This is a genomic window from Catellatospora sichuanensis (assembly GCF_007483665.1).
In the GTDB taxonomy this organism is placed as follows: domain Bacteria; phylum Actinomycetota; class Actinomycetes; order Mycobacteriales; family Micromonosporaceae; genus Catellatospora; species Catellatospora sichuanensis.
Genome location: NZ_ML660187.1, coordinates 143,768 through 161,431, shown reverse-complemented (window position 1 = coordinate 161,431; position 17,664 = coordinate 143,768). Strand labels below are relative to the sequence as shown.

Sequence of the window (17,664 nt, the reverse complement as noted above, 5' to 3'; positions counted from 1 at the left end):
GTCCAACGATCACGGCTGGGCGTAGAGCGCCGGGAGGTCGACCAGGAGGACGTTCTCGTGCTCGGCGGCCCGTCGCAGGTCGGGCGTGAAGCCGGCGCCGCTGTAGCAGGCGAGGCGGGTGCCGGCGGTCCGATGGCCCTTGGCGGCGAGCAGGTCGCGGGCCCGGCGCAGCCGGTCGAGGTGGGGCAGTCCCATGGTCTGCTGCCACTTGGCCTCGCCGAGTGAGAGCACTCCGCCCTCGGTGCCCAGCACCGCGACGTCGATCTGGATCTGCGACCGGGCGGCCGGGTCGGCCACGGTGCCGGCCGCGACCGTGCTCGGCGGCCCGCCGAACAGCGCGACCGCGTTGCGCAGGGCGTACTCCCGGCACAGCTGCTCGAAGTGCGGGCCCGCGACCTGGGCCCGGAACGTCTCCTGCCCGGCCTGCCAGGCCTGCTCGGCCATGCCCCGCTCCAGGAAGCTCCAGTTGCGCCGCATCACCGCCGAGTAGAACGTGATCAGCGGCTCCGCGATCCGATACGTCGAGCGGCCGGTGCGGAAGGCGTCGGGCTCCTTGGACACCAGTCCGCAGTCCTCGAGCACGGTCAGCGGGTGGCCGATGTTGGTCGACGGCCGCTCCAGGTATCCGGCGATGCCGCCACGGGTGTTGTGGCCGAGCGCGATGGCGCCCAGCACGCCGTGGTAGAGCGGGGTGTCCCGGGCCCCGGTCTCCTCGGCCAGCAGGTAGCGGGCCTCGCGGAACAGCGGGACGGACGGGTTCAGCACCGTACGGACCACCCAGTCGCCGAAATCGGCGAGGTCGGCCGGGGCGTCGGAGTGCACGAACTCGTGCCGGTACGCCGGTGTGCCGCCGACGACGCTGTGCAGCAGCACGGCCAGTTCCGGCTGGTCGAGCACGCCCCAGAATTCCGCCGCGGTGCGGTAGCCCATGGGCGGCACCACGAGTTCCAGGCTCGCCCGGCCGCGCAGCGGGGCGTTGCCGCTCAGCAGGCTGCCCATCACGGCCATGGCCGAGCCGCAGACCAGCAGCTTCGACGTCGTCTCGCGGGCGATCCCGCCAGGGTCCAGCACCTGCTGGAGCTGTGAGGCGAGCGCCGGGCTGGCCGCCAGGAGGTAGGGAAGTTCGTCGATGATGATCAACCCGTCCGGCACCACGGCGTACAACTGCCGCAGCGCGTCCTCCCAGTTGTGCAGTTGGAACTCGCCGCCGGAGCCGGTGCGGGCGGCCAGGGCGCGTCCGAACCGGCGCAGCGACTCCAGTTCGGTGTCCTCGGTCGCCGCGAAGTAGAAGCCGCCAGTGGCTCGCGCCAGCGCATCCAGCAGGAATGTCTTGCCCTGCCGTCGTCGCCCGCTGACCACGCCGAACCGGGCGCTGCCGGCGGGGGAACCGGCGAAGCGGGCGAGCGCGGCCCATTCGGCGGTGCGGTCGAAGACGTTGGCGGGTTTTTCGAGCATGCTTAGAACCATAGTTCTTAGAGGTGTGGTTCTAAGAACTATGGTTCTAACAACTCAGCCACGTAGCGCCGTACGGGCGGTGAAGGTGATGCTGGCCAGGAGGAAGCCGAAGTTGACCACCGTGAAAGCAGCAATGAACCAGATCGTCAGCGCTGGGGCGACGGTCAGGACCAGGCCGGCGACGAAGATGACCGCGCCGTAGTCGCGGACCAGCTTCACGATGCGCACCGGCAGCGACGTGGAGGTGACCATCGAGTTCGCGTCGCCCGCCGAGGCCAGCACGCTCGTGACGAGGTTGACCATCCAGGAGGCGGCGAACAGCGCGCCCAGCCACAGCGGCGGCCGGGCCACCGACACCAGCGCGGTGACCAGCAGGATCTGCGTGGCCACGTCGCACAGGATGTCGATGCGGGCACCCGCCGGGCTGCGCTGGCTGGTCACTCGCGCCAGCTGCCCGTCGGCGCAGTCCAGCGAGTACGCCACCTGCCAGCCCACCAGCGCGAGCAGCCCGTACAGCGGGGTGATCGCGGCGGTGCCGTCCTGCGCGCGCAGCACCAGTACGGTCGACACGGCGATGCCGAGCACGAGGTTGAGCAGGGTGAGGTGGGTCGGCTTGAGCCCGGTACGGGCCGCCACCAGCGCGAACACTGCGCCGAGGCGCTGGCTGATCGCTTCGGAGAACAACCCGCCGCCCCGGTTCACCGCGTAGAAGTCGGCGACCCGGGGACGGGGCGTGGTCAGCGTGTCAGTGGACGGCATCCGCGTAGTCTGCCACTCGCCCGCCCAGCTCGTCGCGGCCCAGGTCGAGGTGTTCGAGGATGGTGTACCGGTCGGGCCGGGTGCGCGGGGCGAACTCGACCGCGTCGGCGAACTCCGCGTCGCTGATGCCGAGGTCGGCCGGGGTGCGCGGCAGCCCGTGGCGCTTCAGGCACGCGTTGAGCTGCTCGAACCTCGGCTCGTACGCCTTGTCGATCGAGGCCCGCAGGTAGGTGCAGAACAGCGCGCCGACACCGCACTGCTCGCCGTGCGCCGCGGTGCCCGGCCGCAGGATGTCCAGCGCGTGCGAGATCTCGTGGCAGCCGCCGCTGGACGGCCGGGAGGTGCCGCAGATGGCCATGGCCAGGCCCGTGGTGATCAGAGCTTCGGCGAGCAGTGTCACGAAGCCGTCGTCGGTGGCGTCGCCCGGGTGGTTGATCACCGCTTCGGCCCCGGAGCGGGCCATCGCGACGGCCAGGCCGTCGATGGGCTCGCCGCGTACCCGATGCGCCAGCTCCCAGTCGGCGATGGCGCTGACATTGCTCAGTGTCTCGCCGATGCCGGAGCGGGTCTGCCGGTCCGGCCCGGCTTCGACGAAGTCGAGGTCCACGACCACGGCCAGCGGGATGTGCACGCCGTAGGACGGCCGCCCGCCGTCGTGGTCGAGGGTCGCGATGGGGGAGGCGATGCCGTCGTTGGCGAGGCTGGTAGCCACGCTGACCATCGGTATGCCGTACCGCGACGCCGCGTACTTGGTGGTGTCTATGGTCCGGCCGCCGCCGATGCCGACGACCGCGTCGTAGTTGCGCCCGCGCAGGCGCTGGCCCAGGTCCAGCGCCGATTCGAGGGTGCCGCCCTCGATGTTGATGAACTCGGCCCGGTCCAGGGACGGCCCGATCAGGTCGACGATGCGCTGACCCTGGCCGGGGCCGACCACCACCGCCACGTCGCCGCCGGCCGAGATGCGCCGGTCGGCCAGCAGCGAGGCGAGGCCCGCGACGGCGCCCCGCCGGACGTCGATGCTCAGCGGGGTCTGCACCGAGCGGGTCAGTAGTGGCATGCGATCTCCCGCGCGCGGGCCAGGTCGGCGTGGTTGTCGACCTCGACCCAGGGGATCTGCCCGATCGACGCGCCCCTGATGACGCCGCCCCGGTTCGCCAGTTCCTGGTAGCCGTCCTCGTAGTAGAGGTTCGGGTCGCGCTCGAAGGTGGCCTGGAGCGCGTCGGCCAGCGCCTCGGCGGCCTCTGGGCGGATCAGGGTCGCGCCGATGTACTCGCCGTGCGCGGTGGCGGGGTCCATCAACTTGGTGATCTTCGCCAACTTGCCGTCCGGCGTGAAGATCGCCTTCATCTCCTCGTCGGCGAGCGTCTTGTGGTCGTCGAGCGCCAGCACGATGCCCGCGTCGGCGTGCTCGTCGCTCTGCGCGGCGGTCAGCAGGGTCTGCTCCACCGACACCGGGTGCACGGTGTCGCCGTTGACCAGCAGCACGCCCCGGGTGAAGTGCTCACGCGCCAGCCAGAGGGAGTACGCGTTGTTCCACTCCTCGGCCTTGTCGTTGTGCACGAGGGTGAGGGTGACGCCGTACTTCTCCTCCAGGGCCGCCTGGCGGGCCTCGACGGCCTCGGCGCGGTAACCCACCACGACCACGACCTCGGTCAGCCCGACCTTGGCCAGGTTGCGCAGGGCGATGTCGAAGATCGTCGTTTCACCGTCCACCGGCACCAGGGCCTTGGGCAGCGTGTCGGTGTAGGGGCGCAGCCTGCGTCCAGCGCCGGCGGCCAGCACCATACCGATCATGGTGGCTCCTTCGAGGGGGTCGTGGAGGTGTCTCGTCGCTGGTGAAGGCTACTGCACCGGAGCGTGGCGGCTGAGCCAGCACAAGGCGCGACCTATAACAAGTCTTGTGAGTTGCCCACAACCCGGCCCAAGATGTCCGTACGGTGCGTTTCAATGGGGTTGCGTTCCGAAGGGGTGATTGCATATGGCTAACGCTGCACAGGCGCATGTGATGCATGTTCGTGAGGCGATGAGCAAACCGGTCCTGATGGTCGGCCCACAGCACACGTTGCGCCAGGCGGCTCAGCTGATGGCGATGCGCCGGGTGGGTTCGGCGATCGTGATAGACCCGGACGGTGAGGGCCTCGGCATCATGACCGAGCGCGACGTCCTCAACGCCATCGGCTCCGGCCTCGACCCGGATGTGGAGCAGTGCGCCAACCACATCACCTGGGATGTCGTCTACGCCGCGCCGCACTGGAGCCTCGAGGAGGCGGCCATGGCGATGGCCCGGGGCGGGTTCCGCCACCTGGTCGTGCTCGACGGCGACGAGGTGCTCGGCATCATCTCCGTTCGCGACCTGATGCGGGTCTGGGCACTGCGGCGCGCCGAGGCCGCCGCCTCCGTCTGAACCCACACGACGATCTTGCGGGGACCGGGGTCTTCGTGCGCCTGTTTTTCGGCGATCATCCCCGGTTCCGGCAAGGATCATCGTGATCAAGGCGGATGACACGAAGGGATGGGTGGGGCGGTCTCGCATTTCGGGCGCATTAACCTGTCAACATGACCGCCGAGCAGCTCATCTCGTTCGCCCGGGGCGCTCCGAGCCTCGACATCGTCGATGTCGAAGGGCTCAGCGCCGCGGCTGTCCGCGCCTTCGCCAACGACCCGGCCGGCCTCACCGCGTACGGCAACTCCTACGGCTACGGCCCGCTCCGCAAGTGGATCGCGGCCAAGCACGGGGTGGCCGTCGACCAGGTGCTGATCACCAACGGCTCCCTGCAGGCCGACGCGTTCCTCTTCAACCACCTCGTACAGCCCGGTGACCACGTCGTGGTGGAGAAGCCGACCTACGACCGGACCCTGCTGAACCTGCAGAACCTCGGCGCGGTCGTGCACCAGGTGACGCTGCACCCGGACGGCGTCGACACCGCGGAGCTGCGGGCCCTGCTGGAGTCGGGCGTGCGCCCGAAGCTCGCGCACATCATCCCGAACTACCAGAACCCGGCGGGCGTGACGCTGTCCGAGGCCAAGCGGCACGAGCTGCTCGCGCTGGCGCAGGAGTTCGGCTTCACGATCTTCGAGGACGACCCGTACGTCGACATCCGGTTCCGCGGCGACGCGCTGCCGACGATGCTGTCGCTGGACACCGCCGGCGTCGTGGTGCACGCCAGCTCCTTCACCAAGACCGTCTGCCCGGGTGTCCGGGTCGGTTACCTGGTCGGTGACAAGGGCCTGATCGACGCCATCGCGGGCAGGGCCACCAACCTGTACATCTCCGCGGGCCAGGTCGCGCAGGGCATCGTGTACGAGTTCTGCGCCTCCGGCGACATCGACCGCTCCGTGGCCACGGTCAGCGCCGCGCTGGCCGAGCGGGCCACGGTGCTGGCGGAGTCGCTGCGCAAGCGGATCGACGGGGTGTCGTTCACCGAGCCCGACGGCGGCTACTTCCTGTGGATCGAACTGCCGAAGGACGTGCACGTCGACAAGCTGCTGCCGGCCGCCGCCGAGCGTGGCGTGGCCGTGGTGAAGGGCTCGGACTTCCTCCTGGAGGGTGGTCGGAACTCGCTGCGGCTCGCGTTCAGCGCGGTCACCGCGGACCAGATCGACGAGGGTGTACGACGTCTCGCCGAGGCCATCGACGCCGTGCGCGGTTGATCCGGCGATTCGGATATCTGACCACCTTTCTGTCGCATTTCTGACAGTCAGATCGGGGGTGGGTGGGGTTCCCCTCGCGAGGTTACGAGGATCACAATGCGTCGGGCGCCTGTCGCCGACCGAGTGAAAAGCACGCGGCCACGCCGTGGTGACCTGGACCTCGTGGCGCGTGGGGCCCCCGCCCGCATTGCCCCCGCCCCCAATGAAAAGGAACGTCACCCACCCCCCACCCCGGGTGGCGTTCCGGCGCCGGGTGGACCGAGTCGCATTCCCCCCGATAGCGGCACACGTGGTCCACCCGGCGCCTCTTTTCCACCCGCCGCGCCGGGTCCACTCACGATCACGGTCGGTCCGTTCCGGTATCTGCGCCAAGTAGCCTGTCTGACGGAGTCTCCGGGCAGTCGGCGACCCGGCGAAGGGGGCGATTGTGGTTGACGACATGCGGGACGACAACGGTCGGCGAGCCTCCAACGGCGATCGCCTGACCCGCGCCTTCACCGCCCCCGCCCGCGTGATGGGCCGACTGGTCGGCCTGAGCGGCGACGCCGACGCCAACCCGGTGCCCGCGCAGGCGGGCGAGCGTCGCGACGCGATCGTGGACTGCGCCATCTACCTCGACGGCATCCGCCAGCCGGCGGCCGGTGACTACCGGGAGGCGCTGGTGCAGGCGCGCCGGCATCGGGGCGGATTCGTGTGGCTGGGCCTGCATGCCCCGGACCAGCAGCAGATGGCGGGCATCGCCGACGCGTTCGGCCTGCACGAGCTGGCCGTGGAGGACGTCGTCAGCGCGGGCCAGCGGCCCAAGCTGGAGCAGTTCGGCGAGGTGCACTTCCTGGCCCTGCGGGCGGCCCGCTACGTCGAGCACAAGGAGCTGACCGAGCACTCCGAGGTGGTGGAGACCGGCCAGATCATGCTCTTCATCGGGCCGGACTTCGTGATCTCCGTACGCCATGGCGAGGCCTGCCGGCTCAAGCCGGTGCGCGAGCATCTGGAGGCGCGGCCCGAACTGCTCAAGCAGGGGCCCTGGGCGGTGGCCTACGGGGTGCTCGACCACGTGGTCGACCTCTACGTCGAGGCCGCGGACGGGATCAGCCAGGACGTCGACCTGATCGAGGAGAGCGTCTTCGCGCGCGACTCCAGCGGCCGGATGCAGCGCATCTATCAGCTCAAGCGGGAACTGGTCGAGTTCAAGCGGGCGGTGCTGCCGCTGCAGCGGCCGCTGCAACTGCTGATCGGCGACACCCCCGAGGTCACCAAGGAACTGCGCAAGTATTTCCGCGACGTACAGGACCACCTGGCCCGGGTGGTCGACCAGGTCAGCTCCTTCGACGATCTGCTGATCTCGATCATGCAGGCGCGGCTGGCTCAGGTGACCGTCGACCAGAACAACGACATGCGCAAGGTCGCCGCCTGGGCGAGTATCGCCGCGGTCGTCACCGCGATCGCGGGCATCTACGGCATGAACTTCGACTTCATGCCGGAGACCCACTGGACCTACGGCTACCCGCTGGCGCTGTCCGTGATGCTGGCGGCCTCCTTCGCCGTCTACCGCATGCTCCGCCGCTCCGGCTGGCTCTGACAAAGGAAGGGCACCTTCACATCGCTATGCGTTGTAAAAGGTGCCCTTCTTAACGGTCGAGCGCACGCCAGCTGTCACATACGGCCGTTTTTCGACCCGCTGGAGGAGTACTTCGACGCGAAGCTGTCGGTGGCGTCGTTGGCCGCCTCCGCCGCGTCGTTGACCTTCGACTTCATGGTGTCGCGGCCGCCGCCCTTGAGCGAGGACGCCGCCTCGTGCAGCTTGTCGGCGGTCTTGTCCATGGCCTTGCTGGTGTGGTGCGTGGCCTTGTCGATCACCGAGTCGGCCTTGCCGGCCGTCTTGTCCGTCATCGACTTGGTCTCCGAGCGCATCGTCTCCAGCGCCTGGCTGGGGTCGTACTCCGACCACTGCTGCTGGCGACGGCGCTTCATGACCAGCGCACCGGCGATGCCGACGGCCGCGCCCGCGGCGAGCAGCCCGATCAGCATCCCCGTGTTGCCACTGCGAGACACGTGGCCCCCCTTCTTGTGCTTGCGCGCCTTGGCGTGGGCCTTCTTGCTGGCGTTCATGGCGTCGGCGGCGCCCTCCCGGTATGCCGCGGCCAGCGGCGTGAGGGCGGACATCGTCGAGTCCATGCCGCGCGAGGTCACACGGCGCATGCGTCCGGTGGTCGGGCCGAACGACGCCCCGACCCCGCCGGCGGCATGTGTCGCCGCCTGCAGGAAATGGTCCCAGCTCTGGCCCATTTCCTCGCGCATCAGCTCCGCGCGCGTCTTCTTGTGAAATCCGAGCATCTTCCCCCGCCTTCCTGCCCCGCACCCCCGCGCGAGGCAGACGATCGCTCCAGGCGCCCCCGCGCCCGTGCGTGGTATCGCAGGGCGCGCCGTCACGACGAAAGCGCGCCCCGTTCACATCCCTGACTGCCATCCTGCCTCGCCGGACGCCATCGCACACCCGGAACGGGCACATGGGAGAATCTGTCGGTAACCAACCACTCGAATATTCAGGAGTTAGACGTGGCTGACGCCCGTTTCGCCGTCCTGCACACCAGCGCCGGTCCCATCCGCCTGGAGCTCTACCCGAACCATGCCCCGAAGACCGTGAAGAACTTCGTGGAGCTGGCCGAGGGCACCAAGGAGGGGGCGACCGACCCGCGGACCGGTCAGCCGATCACCGGCCCGTACTACGACGGCACGCCGTTCCACCGTGTGATCGACGGTTTCATGATCCAGACTGGCGACCCGACCGGCACCGGTCGTGGCGGCCCGGGATACACCTTCGACGACGAGTTCCACCCGGAGCTCAGCTTCAGCGCGCCCTACCTGCTGGCGATGGCCAACGCCGGCCCGAAGACCAACGGGTCGCAGTTCTTCATCACCACCGGTGCGACGAACTGGCTGAACTTCAAGCACACGATCTTCGGCAAGGTCGCCGACGCGGACTCGCAGAAGGTCGTGGACGCGATCTCCAGCTCGCCGACCGACGCCGGCGACCGGCCGCGCGAAGCGATCGTCATCGAACGAATCGACATCGAGCGCTAATCTCGCATCCATGACGTCTCCCGCACCCCAGGGTGGCCTGCCGCCCGTACCGAGCTGCTACCGCCACCCGGGGCGGGAGACGCACCTGAAATGCAGCAGATGTGAGAAGCCCATCTGCCCGGACTGCATGATCCCGGCATCGGTGGGCCACCACTGCCCCGACTGCGTCGCCGAGGGCCGGCGCACCCAGCGTCCTGCGCTGACCCACTTCGGCGGCTCGCAGGTCGGCATGCACGGCTACGTGACCAAGACGCTGATCGGGCTCAACCTGCTCGGGCTCATCGTCGGCGCGCTGCTGGTGGGCATGCCCGCGCTCTTCAGTGGCGACCTGTTCACCCCGGCGACCCAGTGGCAGTTCATCGGCGGCGTGCTCGGCGAGACGATCACCGCCGGCCCGCAGGGCGCGGTGTACGCGGGCGCGCTTCCGGAATACGGCTCGGTCTGGCCGGGCCTGGACGACGGCGGTTACTACCGGCTGTTCAGCGCGATGTTCATCCACTACGGCGTCATCCACTTCGCGATGAACATGTGGGCGCTGTGGGTGCTCGGCCGACCGCTGGAGGGCGCGCTCGGCCCGGTCCGGTTCGCGGTGGCCTACCTGCTCTGCGGCATCGGCGGCAACGTCGCCGGCTACATCTTCAGCGCCGACGGGGTCGGTGCGGGTGCCTCGACCGCGATCTACGGCCTGTTCGCCATCTACTTCTTCGTGCTGAAGCGGCTGGGCCGGGACGCGTCCTCGATCATCCCGGTGATCGTGGTGAACGTGGCGATCTCCTTCGCCATCCCGGGCATCGGCATCGCCGGGCACCTCGGCGGGCTCCTCACCGGCGCGATCGTGGGCGCCGGCCTGGCGTACGCGCCGAGGGAGCACCGCACCCTGGTGCAGACGGCCGTGCTGGTGCTGACGTTCCTCGGTCTCATGGGTGTGACAGTGGCCCTGTCGTTGACGCGTTGACCTGGGAAAACACATCCATCGACAATGGTCGCCATCGACCGCATGAGTGACTCGCGTGACGTGTGTCACGCGCGCTCGTTGCTCCTTACATGGACGTCTTCTCGCGTACGTTCCTTCCCGCCACCGGCGAAGCCGGCATTCCCATGGCCACGGTCAGTCGGCACATGCCGATCTTCCGGCGCTGTGTCGAGGCCGGTGACGCCACCGTGCTCGTTGCCCGCGCACTTCGCCCCGAGCGCCCGCTCGGCCGCGAGTTCCTGATGTTGCTGACGTACCGCCGGCTAGTGATCACCCAGGAGAGCCGCATCCTGCGCCGGCTCCGCCTGCACCTGAACACCGACCTGCGCCACCTCGCCAACGTCACCTGGCACCCGGACCCGCGCCTGTCGGCGATCGAGTTCGCGGCCACCGCCGTCGACGGCATCCGGGAGCGCTTCTGGATCCACGCGGGACACCCCAAGCAGGTATGGCACCTCGACGCCCTCTTCTCCCACGTCTTCAAGCCCAAGCTGATCGCCCAGCGCACCGCCGGCATGAACGCCACCCCCTACGCCTCCTTCGCCGACCACCTCGTCGGCGCCTGACCCCGACCCCCCCAGGACCCACGTCAAGATCGCGACGATCTTGCGTGAACTGTTGGCTGTACGCCCGATCTGAGCGTGTCGCACCCACAGTTCGCGCAAGATCGTCGTTTCGTGTGGGGCGCAAGGTTTGCGGCGGGCTTACGTGGTTCGTACACGGGTCGGACATGATGGCGGCGTGACTGAGAAGGGGCTGGTGCTCGTCGTCGAGGATGAGCGGCCCATTGCCGACCTGATTCGGCTTTATCTGCAGCGGGACGGGTACGGCGTGCAGGTCGAGTCCGATGGGGCGGCGGGGCTGGCGGCGGCGCGGAGGTTGCGGCCTACGGCGTGTGTGCTGGACATCGCGCTGCCGTCGATGGACGGGACGGAGATCTGCCGGCGGTTGCGGGCCGAGGAGATCTGGGTGCCGATCATCTTTCTCACCGCGCGGGACGACGAGGTGGACCGGATCGTCGGGCTGGAGTTGGGGGCCGACGACTATCTGACCAAGCCGTTCAGCCCGCGGGAGCTGGTCGCCCGGCTCAAGGCGGTGCTGCGCCGGTCCGGCGGGACGCCCGAGCCCGACCGCAGCCGTGCCGTGGGGCCGGTGCGTCTCGACCCCGCCCGGCGCGAGGTCACCGTCGACGGCATCGCGGTGCACCTGACCAGCACCGAGTTCGACCTGCTGGCGCACCTGATGAGCCGGCCGGGCCGGGTCTACACGCGTGACGAGCTGCTGTCCACGGTCTGGGGGTACGCCGCGCACGGCGGCACCCGCACCGTCGACGTGCACGTGGCGCAGGTCCGGGCGAAGCTCGGCGAGGGCGCGCACATCGTGCGCACCGTCCGGGGCGTGGGGTACACCGCCGATGCCTGACCGCCGCGCCGACCTCACCGTGCCGATCCGGGTGCTCGCCGCCCCGCCCCGGCCCACGGCCAGCACCAGCACCCTGACCACCCGGGCGGTGCTCGCCGGGGTGGTCGTCGCGCTGATCACGCTGGTGGTGACCGCGCTGGTCGCGGTGCCGCTGACCGCGCGGGCCACCGAGCAGGCCGCCCGGGAAGGGCTGGCGTCGCAGACCGACGTCGTGGCCCAGGTGCTGCGCTCCCGGCGGGCCCCGGCCGCGGACGCCAAACTGATCGAACAGCTGCGCAAGCTCGACGGCGACGTCAGCGCATACCTGATCACGTCCGGCGCGGCCGACCGGCCGGGGCTGCCCGCCCGGGTCGTGCAGCAGATCGCGGACGGCAAGCCGGTCAGCGAGCGGCTGGCGATGGTCGGCGGCCGGCTCTCCATGGTGGAGGGCCGCTCGCTCGGCGCGGGCGACGGCGTGGTGCTCGCCCGTCCCGCTGCCACCGGGATCAGCCGCCAGGTGCTGCGCAACCTGTGGCTCCCGCTGCTGGCCGGGCTCGGCGCGGGTGTGCTGGCCGGAGTGCTGCTCGGCCGCCGGCTGGCCCGGCCGATCCGCAACGCGGCCACCGCCGCGGCCCGCCTCAGCTCCGGCGACCGTACGGTGCGCCTGGCCGCAGAACCGCCGCAGGAGGTGGAACGGCTCGCCCACTCGATCAACGAGCTGGCCGAGGCGCTGGCCACCAGCGAGGGACGCCAGCGCGAGTTCCTGCTGTCCATCTCGCACGAGCTGCGCACCCCGCTGACCACCATCAAGGGGTACGCCGAGGCGCTGTCCGACGGCGTCGTCGGACCCGACGGCGCGCAGGAGGTCGGGCAGACCGTGCTCGCCGAGGCCGAGCGGCTGGACCGGCTCGTCGCCGACCTGCTCTCGCTCGCCCGGCTCGACGCCGCCGACTTCGCCATCCAGCTCACCGACGTCGAGCTGGTCTCCCTGGTGACCTCGGCCGAGCGGGCCTTCGCGCCGCGCGCCGCACAGGCGGGCGTGCCGGTGCGCGCCGAGGTCCCGGCGGGGGAGGTGCGGGCGTACACCGATCCGCTGCGCCTGCGCCAGATCGTCGACGGCCTGGTCGAGAACGCGCTGCGGGTGGTGCCGCCTGGCCGCCCGATCGTGGTGGCGGTGCGCCCGCTGCCCGACCGCACCGCGATCGAGGTCCGCGACGGGGGCCCCGGCCTCACCGACGACGACCTGGCCGTGGCCTTCCAGCGCGGCGCACTGCACCAGCGCTACCAGGGCGTACGCCAAACCGGAAGTGGCCTGGGCCTGGCCCTGGCGGCCGGGCTGGCCCGCCGCCTCGGCGGCACCATCGAGGCGGGCCACGCAGCCGAGGGCGGCGCCCGGTTCACGGTTTACCTGCCCCGAACGTCGGCCTGACCGCCCGCACGCGACGGCGGGGCAGGCTGCGGTCATGAGAAAACTCAGCCTCACCGTCGCACTGGGTCTGACCGCACTGCTGGGCATGACCGCCTGCGGCCCGTCGGACCTGCCTGCGGCCGCCACCGGACTGGTCGCCTCGGTCGAGGCCGAGGCGCTCGCCGCGATGGGCGTCGAGCCCGTCGACCTCGTCGCCGCGGAGAGCGACCTGGACGCCACCGCGTCGCCCACGCCCGAAGCCAAAGACAAGGACAAGGTCGACGACCGGCTGCGCAACTGGCGCAAGCGGCACGCGCTGCGGGTCGCCCTGCGCCGCGACGTGCAGCACGGCGAAGCCGTCGTGGAGACGAAGAAGGGCCCCGTCACCGTGCTCGTCCAGCGCGGAGTCGTCACCGCCGTCGACGGGGAGTCGATCACGGTGAAGTCCGCCGACGGATTCACCCAGACCTGGAAGTACGGCGAGAAGCTGCGGGTGGTCGAGAAGCGCGCGACGATCCAGCCCACCGCGCTCAAGACCGGCGCCCAGGTGGCCCTGGCCGGGCCGAAGGAGGGCGGCGCCCCCACCGCCCGCCTGATCGTGATCCCACTCGCCCGCTGAGCCACGAGTGAGGAAGGGCACCTTCCTATACGTATACCGTTAAGAAGGTGCCCTTCCTTTTTGTCATATGGCGCTGACCTTGCCAGATGTGCGGTGACTCGCCACAAGGGCTAGACTCGGCCGGTCCAGCCAGCGTCAGCAGCGGAGAGTCCCGTGAAGCTATCGATCCTCATGCCGGTCTACAACGAAGAGGCCCGGCTTGGCGAGGCGCTCAAGCAGGCACTCGCGGTCGAGTATCCGTGCGAGATCGAGCTGGTCGTGGTCAACGACGGCAGCAAGGACCGCACCGCCGAGATCCTCGACACCTGCGACGACCCGCGGCTGCAGGCCTTCCACCACGCGAAGAACGCCGGCAAGGGCGCGGCCATCCGCACCGCCGTCGAGTCCGCGACCGGTGACTACATGGTCATCCTGGACGCCGACCTCGAGTACGACCCCAGGGACATCCCGAAGCTGCTCGCCCCCGTGCTCGACGGCCGCGCCAAGGTGGTCTACGGCAACCGCAGCTTCGGCGGCCACGCGGCCTTCTCGTTCTGGTACGTGATGGGCAACAAGGGCGTCACGCTGTTCGCCAACGTGCTGTTCAACTCGTACATCGGCGACCTGGAGACCTGCTTCAAGCTGATGCCGCTGGAGCTCTACCGCTCGCTGAACGTCAAGTCCAAGGGCTTCGGCATGGAGGCGGAGGTCACCGGCAAGCTCCTGCGCCGCAAGAACCGGCCGTACGAGGTGCCGATCAGCTACACCGCCCGCACCCGCGAAGAGGGCAAGAAGATCACCGCGATGGACGGGATCGAGGCCCTGCTGATCCTCATGCGGGAGCGCCTGCGCCCGGCGCCGAAGCAGGGCTAGCCACCAGCAGCACCTTGCCGACGTGCTCGTTGGCCGAGACGATCCGCTGTGCCGCGGCCGCCTCGACCAGCGGCAGCGTGCGATCCACCACCGGGCGGATCGCGCCTGAAGCCAGCAGCGGCCACATGTCCTGCCGCACCCCGGCCACGATCGCGGCCTTCTCCGCCGCGGGCCGGGAGCGCAGCGCGGTCGCGCTGACGGTGGCCCGCTTGGCCAGCAACGCGCCCAGGTTGAGCTCCGCCCTGGTGCCGCCCTGCAATCCGATCACGACGAGCCGACCGCCGGTCGCCAGGGCCTGCACGTTGCGCTCCAGATAGGCCGCGCCGATGATGTCGAGGATCACGTCCGCACCGACACCGGTGAAGTCGTCGCTGGTGTAGTCCAGGCACTCGTCCGCGCCCAGCTCCCGCAGCTGCTCGTGCTTGGCCGCCCGCGCCGTGGCCACCACCCGGGCCCCCAGCGCCTTGGCGTACTGGATCGCGAACGTGCCCACCCCGCTCCCGCCGCCGTGGATCAGCACCGTCTCCCCGGCCCGCAGCCCCGCCACCATGGTCAGGTTCGACCACACCGTGCACGCCACCTCCGGCAGGCCGCCCGCGGTGACCAGGTCGACGCGGTCCGGCACCGGCAGCACGTGCCCCGCGTCGACCGCCACCAGCTCGGCGTATCCGCCCCCGCCGAGCAGCGCGCACACCTCGTCGCCCGGCCGCCACGGCCCGGCACCCTGCTCGATCACACCCGAGCACTCCAGCCCCGGGTAGGGCGGCGCGCCCGGCGGCGGCGGGTAGACGCCGGCGACCTGGAGCAGGTCGGCCCGGTTGACCGCGGTGGCGGCGATCCGGATCAGCACCCCGCCCTCGGCCGGGACCGGATCGGGGACCTCTGACCAGGCAAGTTCACCCTTGGCGGGGATCGTCATGGCGTACACCAGACCATCTTGCCCCGAGACCGGTCCGGGCGGGCGCGCGGCGCGTCTGGCACACTGGTCGTCGGCGATGCGCCAGGAGGGTTCGCCTAGTGGCCGATGGCGGTGGTCTTGAAAACCACTAAGGCAGCGATGTCTTCAAGGGTTCGAATCCCTTACCCTCCGCCGAGAGGTGATGCGGTAAGGGGCGGGCAGGAAGATTGCTTCCTGCCCGCCCCTTACATTGAGGGGGTGCGGCCCTCGGACCCAGGATGTTCGAGGGCCGCACCCGGTTCACACCGTCAGACCGCCGCGAGCCGGCACGCCACGTCCGCCGTAGCCGGCGGGACGCTCAGCAGGGTGAGCTGCGTGGTGCAGACGGTGTAGGACAGGTCGCCCAGGGTGCAGGCGAGCCCGAACTCGACCCCGCCGTACCCCTGCGCCGCCAGGTACGCGCTGCAGTCGCCGGGGGTGGCGTGGGCCGGAGTGGCTGCGATCGCCGAGGCTCCGGCGAACGCGAGGGTGGCCGCGCCGATGACGGCGAGCCGCTTGCCGATGCCGCTGAGACTGCGCATCGTGACACCTCCATAACTAGGAGTGATAAGGAGATGTCAACATATCGATTCCCACGGATCGGCGGTAGCGCCCGTCACCCCTTCGGCGACGAGTGAATCGCAGGTGGAGACACTGAAGCGCGGCTCACGCCGTTCATCTACATAGGATTCGAGCGTGCGTCGTGGTCATGCCGACCATCGGCTCAGGATGCGGTTCAGCACGTTGGCGGTAGCCCGCTGGATCCTCGGGTCCCGCCCTCCCGGCGCGCTCAGGGCCGCCGGCCAGTCGTTCGAACCGCAGGCGAAGACGATGGCGCCGCTCTCGGTCTCGTAGACGCTGCTGTTCTGGACGATCGTGGTGCCGTTCTGGGCCTTGAAGGGGGATTCCGCCAGGATCGTTCGCGTCAGCCCCTCGCCCTCCGGAAGGGGGAACTTGTCCTGCACGCCGTCGGTCTCGCCACCGACCACATCGGCGATCTGGTCGCCGTCCTTGACCCCGGTGCCTGCCCAGAACCAGTGGTCGGCGGCGCGGACGACGAGCGGTGCGGCCTCGGCGGGCTGTCCGTTGAACTGGACACCGAGCAGGCGCTGCTCGGCCTTGGTGCCCGCGCGGTCCACCAGACGCCACTGGGTCGTCGGGCCGCTCGCGTCCGGCGCCGGGTCCTTGTCCAGCTTGTAGCAGGTCATGACCCGGTCGGGGCGGCCGTCGGCGGACGGCGAGAGCCGGATGTTCCAGTAGACGTTGTTCGCCTCCATGAAGGCGAGGCTGGTGCCGGCGGCGATCGCCTTGGTCGCGACGTCGATCATTTCCTGCGACCAGTACTCGTCGTGGCCGGGGAAGAGGAGCCCGGCATATCGCGTGGGGTCGATGCGGCCGGCGTGCAGATCGATGCTGGTCGCGTAGACCAGGTCGTGGCCTTCCGCTTCGGCCCAGTTGATGAACCAGTGGTCGTACTCGAAGCGGCTGGGCAGACCGCCGTGGTACGGGTAGGGACGGTCGAACGAGACCGAGGTGGCCCGGTTCGAGTAGGTCACATCGCCGTCCGGCAGGTAGCCGTTGTACAGGTCCTTGCCCCGCACGCCGTCGCGCGGCCACATGTTGTAGGCCTGGTAGGTGGTGAAGGGCATCACCACGCAGAACGGGGCCCGCCGGGCGTCGTCGCGCACGACGAACGGCGTGAAGTTGCGATACCCGGACGCGGTGGTGAAGACCGCGAGGTAGGCGCCGGACGCCCAGCTGTCCTGGATCTTGAGCGCCCAGGTGGGGCTCCAGTCGCAGGTGATCATGCCGGAGCCCGGGTCCTGCTTCAGGTCCGGCTGCTTGAGGTGCGGGATCGGCGAGCTCTCGGCAACCTTGCGTGCGCCTTCGCCGCCGTACCAACCGAGCCGGTAGATCTCCACCACATGGGTTTCCTCGGCGCTGACCGAGACGTGAAAGGTGATCGACTCGCCGAGGTTCACGCTGGTGGCGGAGGCGTAGCCCGACACCTGCAGCAGCTTGGGATCCGCGTCACGGCCGGCCTTGCCCAACCGCCAGCCCGACGAGCCCCGGTTCATGTTCTCCCGGGCGGTCGGGTGCAGCTCCTTCGACGACGGGTCCTGCGCAGTCGCCGCGCTCACTGCTTGCGTCAGCGCGGCTCCGGTCAGGGCGCCGGTCGCGCCGATCGCGAAAACGCGCGCTGCAGCGCGACGCGTGAACTTGGCCATTCGAATCCGCTCCTGGGGGGACTGGGGGTTGTCGCCGTATACCGGCCAGTCACCACCGGAGGCACCTCCCCGAGCGGGGCGGTGCCGGTCTGGCCGTCCGGCAGCACCGCGGTCGCCGGGGCCGCGATCGGGCCGAAGCGCTCGACCTCGACCGGACCGAGCGGCCGTGCTGCCGGACGTCCCCGGGGGACGGCACGAAGCACCAACCGTATCCTCGATCCTCGGCGAACCCGCCCTGCCTGACCTCGTCCAAGTGGCCATCCTGGACCGCCGAACCGGCGGCCGGGTGATCGCCACCCG

General features: G+C 70.0%; 18 protein-coding genes and 1 tRNA gene. 11 read left to right on the top strand and 8 right to left on the bottom strand.

The window, feature by feature from the left end:
• Window positions 1-9: 9 nt before the first annotated feature.
• Genes FLL47_RS07965 through FLL47_RS07950 form a run of 4 tightly spaced genes read right to left on the bottom strand, consistent with a single transcriptional unit; the run spans window position 10 to window position 4,008 of the window.
• Window positions 10-1,455, bottom strand: a complete 1,446-nt coding sequence (locus FLL47_RS07965) for an ATP-binding protein (RefSeq protein ID WP_144119796.1) — start codon at window positions 1,453-1,455, stop codon at window positions 10-12.
• A gap of 54 nt (window positions 1,456-1,509) precedes the next feature.
• A complete protein-coding gene (locus FLL47_RS07960; RefSeq protein ID WP_144119795.1) occupies window positions 1,510-2,214 on the bottom strand; it encodes a CDP-alcohol phosphatidyltransferase family protein in 705 nt (234 codons plus the stop codon).
• Complete coding sequence (locus tag FLL47_RS07955; protein ID WP_144119794.1) at window positions 2,201-3,271, bottom strand: iron-containing alcohol dehydrogenase family protein; 1,071 nt, start codon at window positions 3,269-3,271, stop codon at window positions 2,201-2,203. Before FLL47_RS07955 ends, FLL47_RS07960 begins: the two co-directional genes overlap by 14 nt.
• Entirely contained in the window at window positions 3,259-4,008 is a 750-nt protein-coding gene (locus FLL47_RS07950; protein WP_144119793.1) for a phosphocholine cytidylyltransferase family protein, read from the bottom strand. The genes FLL47_RS07955 and FLL47_RS07950 overlap by 13 nt, the downstream gene beginning before the upstream one ends.
• 211 nt (window positions 4,009-4,219) lie before the next feature.
• On the opposite strand from FLL47_RS07950, the gene FLL47_RS07945 reads away from it, so the two are divergent.
• The 3 genes from FLL47_RS07945 to corA all read left to right on the top strand — a co-directional run bounded on the left by FLL47_RS07945 (window position 4,220) and on the right by corA (window position 7,444).
• Window positions 4,220-4,618, top strand: a complete 399-nt coding sequence (locus tag FLL47_RS07945) for a CBS domain-containing protein (protein ID WP_120321578.1) — start codon at window positions 4,220-4,222, stop codon at window positions 4,616-4,618.
• A gap of 152 nt (window positions 4,619-4,770) precedes the next feature.
• Window positions 4,771-5,865, top strand: coding sequence for an aminotransferase-like domain-containing protein (locus tag FLL47_RS07940; RefSeq protein WP_144119792.1), 1,095 nt, complete (start codon window positions 4,771-4,773; stop codon window positions 5,863-5,865).
• Window positions 5,866-6,304: 439 nt separating this feature from the next.
• Window positions 6,305-7,444 (top strand): magnesium/cobalt transporter CorA, encoded by a 1,140-nt coding sequence (gene corA, locus FLL47_RS07935; RefSeq protein WP_144119791.1) that lies wholly within the window; start codon window positions 6,305-6,307, stop codon window positions 7,442-7,444.
• Window positions 7,445-7,518: 74 nt separating this feature from the next.
• On the opposite strand, the gene FLL47_RS07930 is transcribed toward corA, so the two are convergent.
• On the bottom strand, window positions 7,519-8,199 hold the full coding sequence (locus tag FLL47_RS07930) for a hypothetical protein (RefSeq protein ID WP_144119790.1): 681 nt from the start codon (window positions 8,197-8,199) through the stop codon (window positions 7,519-7,521).
• A 222-nt stretch (window positions 8,200-8,421) separates the two neighbouring features.
• On the opposite strand from FLL47_RS07930, the gene FLL47_RS07925 reads away from it, so the two are divergent.
• From FLL47_RS07925 to FLL47_RS07895, 7 genes are all read left to right on the top strand, one after another.
• Window positions 8,422-8,946 carry a peptidylprolyl isomerase gene (locus tag FLL47_RS07925; protein ID WP_144119789.1) on the top strand — a complete coding sequence of 175 codons (525 nt, stop codon included), beginning with the start codon at window positions 8,422-8,424 and terminating at the stop codon, window positions 8,944-8,946.
• Between the two features lie 10 nt (window positions 8,947-8,956).
• Entirely contained in the window at window positions 8,957-9,901 is a 945-nt protein-coding gene (locus tag FLL47_RS07920; protein WP_144119788.1) for a rhomboid family intramembrane serine protease, read from the top strand.
• An 89-nt stretch (window positions 9,902-9,990) separates the two neighbouring features.
• Window positions 9,991-10,485, top strand: a complete 495-nt coding sequence (locus tag FLL47_RS07915) for a hypothetical protein (RefSeq protein WP_246157650.1) — start codon at window positions 9,991-9,993, stop codon at window positions 10,483-10,485.
• Window positions 10,486-10,660: 175 nt separating this feature from the next.
• Window positions 10,661-11,341: a response regulator transcription factor gene (locus tag FLL47_RS07910; protein WP_144119787.1), complete on the top strand. Its 681-nt coding sequence runs from the start codon at window positions 10,661-10,663 to the stop codon at window positions 11,339-11,341.
• Window positions 11,334-12,749, top strand: coding sequence for a sensor histidine kinase (locus FLL47_RS07905; protein WP_144119786.1), 1,416 nt, complete (start codon window positions 11,334-11,336; stop codon window positions 12,747-12,749). Before FLL47_RS07910 ends, FLL47_RS07905 begins: the two co-directional genes overlap by 8 nt.
• Window positions 12,750-12,783: 34 nt before the next feature.
• Window positions 12,784-13,347, top strand: a complete 564-nt coding sequence (locus tag FLL47_RS07900; RefSeq protein WP_144119785.1) for a hypothetical protein — start codon at window positions 12,784-12,786, stop codon at window positions 13,345-13,347.
• A gap of 153 nt (window positions 13,348-13,500) precedes the next feature.
• Window positions 13,501-14,199: a glycosyltransferase family 2 protein gene (locus FLL47_RS07895; protein ID WP_144119784.1), complete on the top strand. Its 699-nt coding sequence runs from the start codon at window positions 13,501-13,503 to the stop codon at window positions 14,197-14,199.
• Here the strand turns inward: FLL47_RS07895 and FLL47_RS07890 are convergent.
• Entirely contained in the window at window positions 14,159-15,127 is a 969-nt protein-coding gene (locus tag FLL47_RS07890) for an NAD(P)H-quinone oxidoreductase (protein ID WP_144119783.1), read from the bottom strand. The genes FLL47_RS07895 and FLL47_RS07890 overlap by 41 nt on opposite strands.
• A gap of 75 nt (window positions 15,128-15,202) precedes the next feature.
• Here FLL47_RS07890 and FLL47_RS07885 point away from each other — a divergent pair.
• Window positions 15,203-15,289 (top strand) — tRNA-Ser (locus tag FLL47_RS07885).
• A gap of 116 nt (window positions 15,290-15,405) precedes the next feature.
• Here FLL47_RS07885 and FLL47_RS07880 read toward each other — a convergent pair.
• On the bottom strand, window positions 15,406-15,678 hold the full coding sequence (locus tag FLL47_RS07880; protein ID WP_144119782.1) for a hypothetical protein: 273 nt from the start codon (window positions 15,676-15,678) through the stop codon (window positions 15,406-15,408).
• Window positions 15,679-15,843: 165 nt separating this feature from the next.
• Complete coding sequence (locus FLL47_RS07875) at window positions 15,844-17,364, bottom strand: N,N-dimethylformamidase beta subunit family domain-containing protein (protein ID WP_222105997.1); 1,521 nt, start codon at window positions 17,362-17,364, stop codon at window positions 15,844-15,846.
• Window positions 17,365-17,664 lie beyond the last annotated feature (300 nt).